This window comes from Paraburkholderia sp. SSBN10T (assembly GCF_056619545.1).
Genome location: NZ_JBWQQI010000021.1, coordinates 125,992 through 138,815, shown reverse-complemented (window position 1 = coordinate 138,815; position 12,824 = coordinate 125,992). Strand labels below are relative to the sequence as shown.

Here is a 12,824-nt window from a genome sequence, read left to right as displayed (position 1 = left end):
CGTCCGCGCCGCCGCAAGCCTTGCCACTGCTGGCTCTCCCGCTCCCCGCGCCCCGCTTTCCGGAGCGCGAAAGAACGGGATTCTAGCGAGACAGACTTCGCCTTGCAAGCCCTATCGCGAATTTATTTCAAGGCGCTTTTTGAACCGGTCGTGTGTCGTCAACGGAGGCTGCTTCGACTTCCGGCTTCAAGGTTCGGGCTGCCGAGGAACCGATCGTCCAATCATGCAAAACGGTGTAGGCAACAGCCAGCAACGTCGGTCCAATAAATACGCCAAGGAAGCCGAACGCAAACGCTCCGCCGAGAATGCCCAGCATCACCAGAATCAACGGCATATCGCTGCTCTTGCCGATCAGGATCGGCTTGATCACGTTGTCCGACATACCCACCGCGACCACGCCCCAGATCACGAGGAAGATCGCCCAGCCGGTCGCGCCACCGTGGTAAAGCCAGATTGCAGCGGGCAACCAGACAATCACCGGACCACCCGGCATCACGGAAAGGAAAAAGGTCGCCAAGCCAAGCAATGCAGGCGCCGGCACGCCGGCAATCCAGCAACCGAAGCCAGCCAGCACCCCCTGCACCAGCGCCGTGCCGAGAATGCCGTAGACGACACCGCGCACGGTATTGCCCGCCAGCGCCAACAGATAATCGGCGCGTTCGCCGGCGATGCGGCGCATCCCAGCGTTCAACCATGCCGCGGCACCCTCGCCCCCTGTATAGAAGAAGAACGCCAGCACAATACTGAGTGCGAGCAGCCCCAATCCATGCGTCACCGCAATGGCGGCAGCCAGAATCCACTTGCCGGCCGGCGCCGCCAAGGTTCGCAACTGCGCGATCAATTCCGAGTTGCCGCTCGTCAGATGCGCCCAGAAGGCCTCAATATTCGGACCCACCAGCGGTATCCGCCCAACCCAGTCCGGCAAATCCGGCAACCCATTTTCAAACAGCTTTTGCACCAGCGCGACCATCTCATGCGCATGCGCGCCGAAAGCGAACCCCGCGTAGACGAACGGCCCAAGAACCACGATCAGGATAATGAAGACGATCAGTAACGCCGCCAGCTTGCGTCGGCCGCCGACCAGCGCGGTCAGCTTACGATACAGCCCCCACGAGCTATAGCTGAGAATGGCGCCCCACAGCAACGCCGTCGTGAATGGCGCCAGCACCAGTAACGAGCCGCCCACCAGCACGATCAATGCAAACACGGCGGCAAGCCGCTCGATCAGTTGGTCCGATTTCACTATGCATCCCCTCGATTGTTTCAGACCGCAACTACTCCCGCGCCCACGCTCATTGGCGCAACGCTCAAGGTCGCCCGTCCGGAAGTCAGTCGCGCAGCAGCCCCTACCTTGGGTCAATCAAGCGGTCCACGTCAACCCGCCGATCGGCATATAGCGCACCGCCAAGGCTCCCTCGACCATGCCGGCGCCCCGCCCCGGACAGCCTGAGTCATCCAGCATCACGCGCAATTCATGGGGTGGCACAGAAAAGACTAGAATATACGGTTCTGTGCACCCCATTCCTGGATTTATGCGCTCGCGAATCGCCAAACGTCTCCCCCCCGACGCCGACAAGCTTGTCGGTCTCTCGCTCGCGCTATTCGCGTCGGGCAGCCGCACCGAAGACCGCTTCTGGGAAGCGAAGCTCGATGCGCTGCTGGCCAAGATCGTCCGCAACGCCAACCAGACAACCCTGGATGCGGCGCTGGACCATCTTCAGCAGAATCATCCGGATGCCTACGGTGCGCTCGCCGATATGGCGGAAACGCATAGCGAATCGTTCATCGTCGAGCACGACGGTGTGCCGCACGAGGCGTTGCTGATCGCCGCGCCCGTGCTGGCCTGGACCCGCTACGCGATCCCCTCCGGCCCGCTGAAGGGCGACGCCGCGGACGCCTTGCGCGCCCATCTGCAGGCACACGTCCTCGCCGCCGGCACCCGTGTGGCGATGGCGCCGTTCCTGTATAGCATCGACCAGTTGCCGCGCCATCACGTCGAAACCTGGCGCATCGCCCAGCAGCTTGCGCAGGCTGCGCTCGGCGGCGGCGCCGCGAAAATCAACTTCGGCGAACTCCCCGAAACCTCGCCGATTCTGGCCGACCCGCGCTTCCTGCTGGCGGTGGTCGCCGCCCCTCTCGGCGCGCCGGTGTTCCGCTGGCAGGAAGAGGAGCACGGCAACCGCATCGAGCGCGGCCAATGCCTCGAGCAGTGGGCCACCCAGGGCGGCGCCAATCTGACGTTGGCCTTGCCCGGCTGCGAATTCGAGTGCCTGCTGCCGGACGCTTACTACTCGGCCTGCCGGGACGCCGACGAACGCGTGCGCCCGCATACTGTGCGCACCGCCGTACGCTACCTGTTCGACACCATCAGCGCTGCGCCGGGCGACCTGCGTGCAGTCGTCGCAGGCTTCGGCGAGCGCCGTATCGACGAATATCGCGTCGGCTTCACGCGCCGCGGCAGCAACGATGTGATCTATGGCGTCGTCTGGCCCCTGTATGGCAGGGAGAGCGGCGAATCGGGCATTGACGAAGAACCGCAAGAGACCAGCGCCGTCAACGGTCCGCTCGAAGAAATCGTCGCACTGCTGAAGGAAACCGGTGTGACCGATATCCGGCGCCATGCGGGCCGCTTCGAACCAGAATATTGCGATGATTGCGGTGTGCCGCTGTACGCCGACCCGCTCGGCGAAATCGTCCATGCGGAAATGCCCGAAGACGCCGAACCCGCACAGCCGCACTTCCACTAACACGCCCTGCGACAGTCTTGCCGGTCTTGGCCCGGCTCCCCAAAAGCAGCGCCAAGCGGCAAGACCACCCGCCAGATCCGAACGGCCCAATCGGCTCACGCTGCCTGGGCCGTTTGTATTTTCGCGCGGCCGGGCTCCGGGCAGCGCAGCATGTCACTTGTCTTATGCCTTCTGGCCAGGCCGTCAAGACACGAGGAATTTGTCATGATGACGCCGATGGCGCATCGCAATCAAACCGGCTTCATCTGCCGCTCGTTAGCATCGCGTCGTCATCAAGACCGATTCATCTGGAGGCATGGCATGCGATTCTCGGTACTCAACTCGGACGCGGAGCGACGCGACGGACTCAAGGCACTGTTGCGGCAAATCGACCGCCAGGCGCGTTTCAATGAAGCACAGGACTGGCGCCAGGTGGACCGCGCGCTACGCCGGCAGGCGCCGGATCTGCTGGTGATCGATTGGCAGGACTGGATGTCCTCAGCCGCCATCAGCCGGTTGCTGGCCGAACACCCCGGCCTGCGGGTCGCCGTGCTCACCGGCGACACCTCGCCCGAACACGTGTGCGATCTGCTCGACAAAGGGGTACTCGGCGTAGTCCTGCGGGACACGGACCCACGCCTGATCGTGCGGGCGCTTGAAATCGTGCTGCTTGGCGGCCACTACGTTCCAGCAGGTGCGCTGGCGCTCCCGCCACCACCACCGCCCGAGCCGGCCCCTCGCCAACCGGAGGTCGTCGTCAAGCCGCCGCCCAGGCGAGCCCGGCTCGCGAGCGGCCTGTCGCCGCGCCAGGAGCAGATCATGCGCTGCGTGCACATGGGCAGCACGAACAAGATGATTGCCCGCACCCTCGGCATCAGCGAAGGTACCGTCAAGATCCACCTGGCCAGCATCTTCCAGCAGCTCGGCGCCCCCAACCGCGCCGCGGCCGTAGCGCTCTACAACGGCTGGCTGTCGGCCCAGCTCGAAGTGCTGCGCACCGATCAGAGCAGCCCGCCGCGGCCGGTCATGGGTCAGCAGGGGGCTGTCCCGCTGCGCCGCCGCAACCAGCCGCCTCTCACCTACCCGTTGCCGGCCAACGACACCACGGCCGACCAGCTTATGGCGGCTGAAGCCACGGTTCCATTCGGCGAGCCGGCTCCGGACGAATCCACCGAGCCGGAGTGAGCCGGCTGCAAGCCGACGCTTGCCGGCCCGCTACCGCGATCTCCGGTGGCCGCCGACAGGAAATCCGCTCCCTTGGTCGCCGCTGGCATGGAATCCGCTCACACCTTTTTCCATCCAACGAGTAATATGAGATTTATGGGTTTCCTCTACACACCGCTTCCGCTATGGGTCGCTGTCGGTGGCTGGATCGCCACCGCGCTGCTGCTCGCGCTCGCGCTGTGGAAAAATCCTTTCAAACGACTGCAAGACGCGACTCTTCAACACGTCTGGCTCGCAATCATCGTTGCCGTCTCGGTGCTCTGGGCCAGCAACGCATGGCTCGACGACGGCACGGTGATGCATTTGCTCGGCGCAACCCTGGTCGTCACGTTGTTCGACTGGGCCCTCGCACTCGTCGCCATGGCTGCGGTCACCGGGCTTGCCGCGGTTGTCTTCGATGCTCCATGGCAGGGCATCGCGCTTACCTTCATCATCTACGGTGCATTGCCGGTCGGCATCTCCGCGTTGCTGCAGCGGGCCTGCATCGCGTGGTTGCCGCGCAACCTGTTCATGTTCATCTTCGGCCAGGGCTTCGTGTCCCCCGCCATCGCGGTCGCGCTCACCGCCGGGGTTGCGGTAGGCGCCCACGTCGCTATCTCCGGCGGCTCGATGACCGTCGTGCCCGTCGGTTATGCGTTCAGTGTGTTTCTGCTGGCAACCGGCGAAGCATGGTTCACCGGTATGTCCACGGCGCTGATCGCCGTCTACCGGCCTGCATGGGTAACGACGTACGACGTGCGTCGCTACCGGCTAGGCGGCCCACGCATCTGAAGCGGCCGGCGAGACGGTGCGGCAATCAGTCCGCATCGCACACACCTGATTCGAGACGGCGTACCACGGCAGAGCAAAATATTTGTGTCAGGATTGAACTCCTTCCGGTCGTCACGCATCTTACGTGCCTGATGTCTCAATAGCGCCTACCGAACTAGATGGATTGCACCAACGTACCGCGCCGATTGCTGCGGGTGGTCGGCCGGTTAGCAGCATGTGCAGCGAGTGTCTCGCTCATGTGCACTGCTCCCGCATTCGCCGATCAGCTCGAACAGCACAACGAACTCGTCGATAAATTCGTCAATGACATGCACGCCGACCCGCTTGTGGCGGACTGCGCAGCGCATGGCAATTTTGTCGCCAGCACCTCCACCGCTTTCGACCACGTCGAATTCCCACCCAGCTCCTTCGATAGCGCGCACTCTTCGGTCACGCCGTGGAACGACTCGTTCGACGAAGGCAAGCAGCGCGTCAAGGTCGACAACATCGTCACCGTGGAAGGGCTCGGCGTACGCCAGGACGGCGGCGAACCCGCCGACCTGAAATTCCGCTGCGGCTACGTGGGCAGCCAGATGCTCGCGTTCAGCTGGAACGATCCTGTGCCGCCGGCCAAACCACGCGCCACGCCGTCAGGCAAACACAAGGGCGTCAAGGGCAAGCACTCGACCGGCAACAAATCGTCTACCCAGAAGGCGTCCGGCAAGAGCTCGAAGAAGGCCACGTCGAGCAAGTCGTCATCCAGCAAATCGAGCAGCAAGAAAACGTCGGCGAAGAAGACGCAGTGACGCCATGACGCATCAGTGCGCGTGGACGCCGCTCCGCTGCCGGGCATCCACGCTCATACAAAAGCAAAGCGGGGCATGTGCTCAACGCACATGACCCGCTTTTATCGCTACGAAAAGCCGCTACAGCGAAGTGAATCCCTCGAGAGCGACCCGAGGCCGCCGCATCGGCGTTAGCCGCGTCAGGCGAACGTCTCTACATGCCGCAGGATCGCCTGCAGCATCGCGGCGCCCAGCGACGCACTGCGCTCGCCATTCCAGCCGACCCGCTCATCCGGCAGATTCGCGTTGTCCTTGAACGGCATTTCCAGCGTCAGGGACAGGCAGCCGAATTGATTGCCGATGTACTTCGACGCAAGTTTCAGCGCATCTTCGCGATACTTGCTCGCCGCGTAGCCGTACTTGTCCTGGAAGTCCGGACTCGCATGCTTGAACGCCTCGATAAAAGCCTTCTGCTCCTCGCCCTGGCGTTCCGTGAAACCCGGCAGCATTTCCGAGCCCGCCACGAACACATACGGCAGCGCCTCGTCGCCGTGAATGTCGAAGAACAGATCGCAGCCGGTTGCATGGATGGCGTCGCGTACCACCAGCACTTCGGGGCTGCGCGCCGCATCGGGCTCCATCCACTCGCGATTCAGATTCGCGCCGGCCGCATTGGTCCGCAGGTTGCCGTGCACGCCGCCATCGGGATTCATGTTCGGCACGATGTAGAACACCGCGTGGTCGTACAGCTTGCGCGCGACCGGGTCTCCCGCCCAATCGCCCCAACCGGCCAGGCGCTTCACCAGGCCTTCGACGAACCATTCCGCCATCGTCTCGCCCGGATGCTGGCGCGCGATGATCCAGATCTTCTTTTTCGGCGTATCGCCAGTTTGGTCGGCTTGCGGCGTGCCGAGCGTCAGCAAGGACATCGGCCGGCCTTCGACGGTGAGGCCGAGTTCGGTCAGCGACGCTTGCGGCATTTGCTGCACGGCGCCCAGAAACTCCGAGTGGCGCTCTTCGCCATACGGCTCGAAGTACGCGTAGTAGATGCGGTCGAACTCGGGCGTGTGGTCGATCGTCAGCACCCGGCCGTCGTATGAGGTGGGCACGCGGAACCAGTTCACGCGGTCGTAACTCGCGGCCGCCTGATAGTCGCGCCAGCCTTCCGCGAACGCGCAGTCGGCGGCGTTCTCGAAGGTCATCACGCAACGCTCGCCCTGCGCGCCGGACAGGCGGAAGTAGAACCACTGTGCAAAGTCGGCGTGGCTGTCGGGCCGCACGCGCAGACGGATATTGCCGGCCTGCTCGCAGGACAGGACTTCGATCGCGCCTGCGTCGAAGTTGCTCGTAATAGATAGTGTCATGATGTTTTTCCCGGCTTGGACGCCCATTGCAGTCGGTACGGTACGCTCCCGCTCGCCCGCTTGCCCGGCGCTCATCTGGCGCTCACTGGCCACTCACTCGGCGATCCGCCGGCGGAATACGTAAGTCGAATCGTTCGATGCCTCGGCGTCGAACGCGTAACCCTCCGCGTCGAAGCCCTTCAACTGCTCCGGCGCCTCGAGGCGGTTCTCGACCGCATAGCGCGCCATCAGCCCACGGGCGCGCTTCGCGTGGAAGCTGATGATCTTGTAGCGCCCGCCCTTCCAGTCTTCGAACACCGGCGTGATCACCGGTGCGTCGAGCAGCTTCGGCTTGACCGACTTGAAGTACTCACCCGACGCGCAGTTGACCAGCACCCGCGCCGCCTTCAGGTTCTTCTTCAATTGCGCATTGAGCGCCTGTGTGATGCGCTCGCCCCAGAACGCGTACAGGTCCTTGCCGCGGGCGTTGGCAAAGCGCGTCCCCATCTCCAGCCGGTAAGGCTGCAGCAGATCGAGCGGACGCAGCAGCCCATACAACCCCGACAGCACGCGCACATGCTTTTGCGCGAAGTCGAGATCCGCGGACGACAGGGTCTTCGCATCGAGTCCTTCGTACACGTCGCCGTTGAACGCGAGTACTGCCTGCTTCGCGTTGCGGGTATCGAAGCTGGGCGACCACTCGGCGTAACGCTGGAAGTTGAGCTGGGCGAGCGGATCGGAAATGCTCATCAGTGTGCCGATCTGCTGCGGCGACAGACGGCGCAATCCGCCGATCAATTCAGCGGCATCGTCGACAAAATCGGGGATCGTATGTTTTTTGACGTGCGCAGGGGTTTCGTAGTCGAGCGATTTCGCCGGCGACAGAACGATTATCATAGAGGCTTGCAGGCACGCCGTGCCTGGCGTTAATGACGAAAGCCAGATTGTAACGAATGCCCGCCTCCCCTGCCGCACCCGCACTGCGCGTAGTCCTCGATTCGAACGTATGGATCGACATCCTCGTATTCGACGATCCGCACACGCGTCCCATCCGCGCCGCCCTCGAGAGCGGCGCGCTCGCAGCGTTGATCGACGCCCGCTGTCTCGCGGAACTCACCTACGTGCTCGACTATCCGCAGTTCGCCAAGCGCGAGGTCGACAAGGCGGCGGCACTTGCAACGGTGGCGCGCCTCGCACAACGAGTCGAGCAGCCCGCGTCCGCTCCAGCCACAGAAACGGCTACACAAGCGGCCACACCCGCTGAAAACGCCCGCCCGTTACCCAAGTGCAAGGACCGCGACGACCAGAAGTTCCTCGAACTGGCGCACGCCGCGCAAGCCGACTGGCTGGTGTCGAAGGACCGTGCGGTGCTGAAGCTGGCGCGCCGCGTCGCCCGCGACTTCGGTTTCCGGATCGCCCAGCCCGGCCCGTTCGTCGCCGCCTGCGCGCTGCTGGCCGACGAGACCGCGCCGGCCTGACGCACGCGCTGCGCGCCAATTCCCTACAATCGAGCTTCACCCTGTCTTCGAGACCACCGTACAAGCACCGATAGCGCCATGAATGCACCGCACGACACGCCGATGATCCCGCCGTTTCCATCCCGCCTGCCGAACGTGGGCACCACCATTTTCACCGTGATGAGCGCGCTCGCCGCGGAAAAAGGGGCCGTGAACCTGGGCCAGGGCTTCCCGGACTTCGGTTGCGATCCGCGTATCGTCGATGCGGTGGCGAACGCCATGCGCGACGGCCACAACCAATACCCGCCGATGGCGGGCGCGGCGCCCCTGCGCCAAGCCATCTCGGACAAGATTGCCAGCCTGTACGGCCGCCGCTATGACGCGAACAGCGAGATCACCGTGACGGCGGGGGCCACGCAGGCGCTCCTGACCGCAATTCTGTGCACGGTGCACCCGGGTGACGAAGTGATCGTGGTCGAGCCGACCTACGACAGCTATGTGCCCTCAATCGAGCTGGCGGGCGGCAAGCCGGTGTTCGTCACGCTGGATGCGCCTGATTACAAAATCCCGTTCGACAAGCTCGCCGCCGCCATCACACCGAAAACGCGCCTGCTGCTGATCAACACGCCGCACAATCCGACCGGCACGGTCTGGCGCGCCGAGGACATGCGCAAGCTCGAAGCAATCGTCCGCGATACCAACGTGCTGATTCTGTCGGATGAGGTCTACGAGCACATGGTGTACGACGGTGCGCCGCACGAAAGCGTCGCGCGCTATCCGGAGCTCGCGCAGCGCAGCTTCGTGGTGTCGAGCTTCGGCAAGACCTATCACGTGACCGGCTGGAAGGTGGGCTACGTGGCCGCGCCCGCCGCGCTGACCGCCGAATTCCGCAAGGTCCATCAGTTCAACGTGTTCACGGTGAATACGCCGATGCAGGTCGGCCTCGCCGACTACATGCGCGACCCGGCGCCGTATCTGGAGCTGCCCGCCTTCTATCAGAAGAAACGCGATTTCTTCCGCGCCGGTCTCGCCAACACGCGTTTCAAGCTGCTGCCGTGCACCGGCACTTACTTCCAGTGTGTCGACTATTCAGCGATCAGCGACCTGCCCGAAGCAGAGTTCGCACAATGGCTGACCGGCGAAATCGGCGTTGCGGCGATTCCGGTGTCGGCGTTCTATCACGAGTCGCATGAATCGGGCGTGGTGCGCTTCTGCTTCGCGAAGCAGGAACAGACACTCGCCACCGCGCTCGACCGGCTGGCGCGCCTCTAGGATGACGCCCGCGATGCCGCGAACGAACCTGCGTTCCGCGCCATCGCAAGCGGCAGCGGTGCGCGCCTGCGCGACGCGGACAGAGGCAAGCGGTGCAAGCCGCGCGCGCATCCCGGACGAGCCGGGCAGTTCGCGCGGCGGCGCTCGCTCACGGCTTCGCGCTCGCCGCGATATAAGCCTTGCGATCCGCCGTCACGCGCTGCGCCGCGGGCCGCTCGCCCACCGCCTGCACATAACGTTTCCAGTCCACCCCGGCCTCGAGCAGAAAATCGCGGCCGTAGATGATCTGCGTCGTCATGCCGACCAGCGGCAAGCTCACGAACGCCGCGATATCGGCCACACCGAACCTTGCCCCGCGCAGAAACGGATCAAACTTCGCGAGCCGCTTGAAGCCGGCAATATGGCGCGTCAGCAGCTTTTCCACCCGTCCTTTGGTCGCGTCGGTCACCGTGCCGCCGAAGAAGGCCTCCTTGTAGAGATCGCGCGCGACCAGTTCCAGGTGCAGGTCGACGAACGTGATCAACTCGCGCTCTTTGGCGGCTTCCCACGGGTCCGCGGCGAAAATCCCCTTCTCCGGAAAGCGCGCGTGCAGGTACTCGACGATCGCCTGCGATTCGCACAGGTCGCCCTGCTCGGTCTGAATGAACGGCACCTTGCCGAGCGGCGAGTGCGCGAGCAGCGACTCGTCCTGGCTAGTCATCACGAAGGATTCCTCGAACGGAATGTCATGTTCGAGCAGCACGAATTTGACCTTGTTGTAGTAGTTGGACAGCGCAAAGCCGCACAGTTTGAGCATCGGGTGTCTCCGTCTGACAGGTGGTCGGAACCGCTCACTACAATCGAACCAGCGGCCTTTGCATCCATCATCCAGTAAATTGCACGATCGTGCTATTCTAAAATAACCATGGAGTCGAGCAACCCAATGACCTCTCGCAATTACAGCATCGAGACTATCGGCATTGTCGGAACCGGTGCAATGGGGCGCGGCATCGCGCAGATCGCCGCGCTGGCCGGCCTGACGGTCCGTTTGTACGACACCAATCCGGCCGCTGTCGGCGCGGCGCGTGACTACCTCGCCGAGATCTTCGCCAAGCTGACCGCCAAAGGCAAGCTCGACCAGGCCCATTCGCTCGCGGCGCTCGCCAACGTCACCGGCGCACAAGCCGTCGGCGATCTCGCGGACTGCGATCTGGTGATCGAGGCCATCGTCGAAAAGCTCGACGTCAAGCGTACCCTCTTTCGCGAACTCGAAAGCGTCGTCAGCGACCGCTGCCTGCTGGCGTCGAATACCTCGTCGCTGTCGATCACGGCGATTGCGGCGGGCTGCGCTGATCCATCGCGCGTGGTCGGCTATCACTTCTTCAACCCCGTACCGCTGATGAAAGTCGTCGAAGTGATCGACGGCCTGCGCGGCGACCCCGCCGCCGGCGATGCGCTCATGGCGCTGGCGCGCAGCATGGGTCATACGCCGGTGCGGGCGAAGGACATGCCGGGCTTCATCGTCAATCACGCAGGCCGCGGCATGAATACCGAGGGCTTGCGCGTGGCGGGGGAAGGTGTCGCGAGCTTTGTCGAGATCGACCGCATCATGCGCGAACAGGCGGGCTTTCGCCTGGGACCGTTCGAACTGCTCGATCTGACCGCGCTCGACGTGTCGCATCCGGTGATGGAGTCGATCTATCACCAGTTCTACGAAGAGCCGCGCTTCACACCGTCGCCGATCACCGGCACGCGGCTCGCGGGTGGCCTGATCGGCCGCAAGACCGGCGAAGGTTTTTATCGCTACGACGACGGCAAGCAGCACATCCCTGAAGAAGCGCCCGCGCCGACGGCGTTGCCCGGGCGCGTGTGGGTCAGCAAGCGCTACCCCGCGGCGCGTGAGGCGTTGCTGCAACTGATCGCCAAGGCCGGTGTTGCACTCGATGAAGGCGCTGCACCGGCGGCGGAGTCGCTCATCCTCGTCACGCCGTTCGGTCACGATGCGACCACGGCTGCCGTCGACGAAGGGCTCGATGCACGCCGCGTCGTCGCCGTGGATGCGCTGTTCCCGCTCTCCGCCGCGCAACGCCGCACCTTGATGACCACGCCGGCCACGACCCGCAGCGCACGCGACACCGCGCACGCGTTGCTTGCCGCAGACGGCACGCGCGTGACCGTGATCCGCGATTCGACCGGCTTCGTGGCGCAGCGCGTGGTGGCGACGATCGTCAACATCGGCTGCGAGATCGCGCAAAAGCAGATTGCCACGCCCGCCGACATCGACCTCGCGGTCACGCTCGGTCTCGGCTATCCGCGCGGCCCGCTCGCGCTCGGCGATGCACTCGGCGCGCACACCATTCTCACGATTCTGCGCAACATGTTCAGCGTGCTGGGCGACCCACGCTACCGTCCGTCGCCGTGGCTCGCGCGGCGCGCGCAACTGGGCCTGTCGCTGACCCAGGGCGACGCCGCCGATGCCCAGCCGGAGAGCCAGTCATGAGCGCCGAACTGCTCACCTCGCGCCCGGCTGAAAGCGAGTCGACGCTGGTCCTGACGCTATCGAACCCCGGTGCCCGCAACGCCCTGCATCCCGACATGTACGCAGCGGGCATCGAGGCGCTCGACAGCGCCGAGCGCGATCCGTCGGTACGCGCCATTGTGCTGACGGGTGCGGACCAGTTCTTCTGCGCCGGCGGCAACCTGAACCGGCTGCTGGAAAACCGCGCGAAAGACCCTTCCGTGCAAGCACAAAGCATTGACCTGCTGGGCGAATGGATCGCGGCCCTGCGCGCCTCGTCGAAACCTGTCATCGCCGCCGTGGAAGGCGCCGCGGCCGGCGCCGGCTTTTCGCTGGCGCTGGCGTGCGATCTGCTGGTCGCCGCGGACGATGCCAAGTTCGTGATGTCGTACGCGCGTGTCGGTCTGACGCCGGACGGCGGCGGCTCGTGGTTCCTCGCCCAGGCATTGCCGCGCCAGCTCGCCACTGAAGTCCTGCTCGAAGGCAAACCCATCGGCGCTGCGCGCCTGCACGAACTCGGCGTGGTCAACCGGCTCGCCAAACCCGGTACGGTACGCGAGACCGCAATCGGCTGGGCCGACGATCTCGGCAAGATTTCGCCGAACGCCGCGGCCCGCATCAAGACCTTGATCGGCGCGGCCGGTGCACAGCCGCTCGCCGAGCATCTGGTGACCGAACGCGACAGTTTCGTCGCCTCGCTGCATCACGGCGACGCGCTCGAAGGCATCACCGCGTTCCTCGAAAAGCGCGCCCCCAGGTACAAATGAGCA

Annotated in this window: 12 protein-coding genes; 8 read left to right on the top strand and 4 right to left on the bottom strand. The window is 64.4% G+C overall.

Features of this window, described 5'->3' with window-relative positions; genetic code table 11:
- Nucleotides 1-127: 127 nt before the first annotated feature.
- Entirely contained in the window at nt 128-1,243 is a 1,116-nt protein-coding gene (locus tag AC1ECK_RS28000) for an AI-2E family transporter (protein WP_480324974.1), read from the bottom strand.
- Nucleotides 1,244-1,532: 289 nt separating this feature from the next.
- Here AC1ECK_RS28000 and AC1ECK_RS27995 point away from each other — a divergent pair, with 289 nt between their 5' ends.
- The 4 genes from AC1ECK_RS27995 to AC1ECK_RS27980 all read left to right on the top strand — a co-directional run bounded on the left by AC1ECK_RS27995 (nt 1,533) and on the right by AC1ECK_RS27980 (nt 5,506).
- Entirely contained in the window at nt 1,533-2,747 is a 1,215-nt protein-coding gene (locus tag AC1ECK_RS27995; protein ID WP_480324972.1) for a DUF2863 family protein, read from the top strand.
- A 300-nt stretch (nt 2,748-3,047) separates the two neighbouring features.
- The gene (locus tag AC1ECK_RS27990) at nt 3,048-3,911 is read left to right on the top strand and encodes a response regulator transcription factor (RefSeq protein ID WP_480324971.1); all 864 of its coding nucleotides are present in this window, start codon (nt 3,048-3,050) and stop codon (nt 3,909-3,911) included.
- Nucleotides 3,912-4,046: 135 nt separating this feature from the next.
- The gene (locus AC1ECK_RS27985) at nt 4,047-4,721 is read left to right on the top strand and encodes an energy-coupling factor ABC transporter permease (protein ID WP_480324990.1); all 675 of its coding nucleotides are present in this window, start codon (nt 4,047-4,049) and stop codon (nt 4,719-4,721) included.
- Nucleotides 4,722-4,879: 158 nt separating this feature from the next.
- Complete coding sequence (locus tag AC1ECK_RS27980; protein ID WP_480324969.1) at nt 4,880-5,506, top strand: BspC domain-containing protein; 627 nt, start codon at nt 4,880-4,882, stop codon at nt 5,504-5,506.
- Between the two features lie 179 nt (nt 5,507-5,685).
- Here the strand turns inward: AC1ECK_RS27980 and AC1ECK_RS27975 are convergent, their stop codons facing one another.
- Together AC1ECK_RS27975 and yaaA are read right to left on the bottom strand one after the other, a co-directional pair.
- Entirely contained in the window at nt 5,686-6,849 is a 1,164-nt protein-coding gene (locus AC1ECK_RS27975; RefSeq protein ID WP_480324967.1) for a M14 family metallopeptidase, read from the bottom strand.
- A 93-nt stretch (nt 6,850-6,942) separates the two neighbouring features.
- Nucleotides 6,943-7,725: a peroxide stress protein YaaA gene (gene yaaA, locus AC1ECK_RS27970; protein ID WP_480324965.1), complete on the bottom strand. Its 783-nt coding sequence runs from the start codon at nt 7,723-7,725 to the stop codon at nt 6,943-6,945.
- Nucleotides 7,726-7,781: 56 nt separating this feature from the next.
- Between yaaA and AC1ECK_RS27965 the strand changes: the two genes are divergently transcribed.
- Nucleotides 7,782-8,306: a putative toxin-antitoxin system toxin component, PIN family gene (locus AC1ECK_RS27965; RefSeq protein WP_480324963.1), complete on the top strand. Its 525-nt coding sequence runs from the start codon at nt 7,782-7,784 to the stop codon at nt 8,304-8,306.
- A gap of 78 nt (nt 8,307-8,384) precedes the next feature.
- Nucleotides 8,385-9,557, top strand: coding sequence for a pyridoxal phosphate-dependent aminotransferase (locus AC1ECK_RS27960; RefSeq protein ID WP_480324961.1), 1,173 nt, complete (start codon nt 8,385-8,387; stop codon nt 9,555-9,557).
- A gap of 148 nt (nt 9,558-9,705) precedes the next feature.
- On the opposite strand, the gene AC1ECK_RS27955 is transcribed toward AC1ECK_RS27960, so the two are convergent.
- A complete protein-coding gene (locus AC1ECK_RS27955; RefSeq protein ID WP_480324959.1) occupies nt 9,706-10,353 on the bottom strand; it encodes a glutathione S-transferase family protein in 648 nt (215 codons plus the stop codon).
- 126 nt (nt 10,354-10,479) lie between these two features.
- Here AC1ECK_RS27955 and AC1ECK_RS27950 point away from each other — a divergent pair, with 126 nt between their 5' ends.
- Nucleotides 10,480-12,036: a 3-hydroxyacyl-CoA dehydrogenase gene (locus AC1ECK_RS27950; RefSeq protein WP_480324957.1), complete on the top strand. Its 1,557-nt coding sequence runs from the start codon at nt 10,480-10,482 to the stop codon at nt 12,034-12,036.
- Nucleotides 12,033-12,821, top strand: coding sequence for an oxepin-CoA hydrolase, alternative type (locus AC1ECK_RS27945; RefSeq protein WP_480324955.1), 789 nt, complete (start codon nt 12,033-12,035; stop codon nt 12,819-12,821). The genes AC1ECK_RS27950 and AC1ECK_RS27945 overlap by 4 nt, the downstream gene beginning before the upstream one ends.
- The last annotated feature ends 3 nt before the right edge of the window (nt 12,822-12,824 follow it).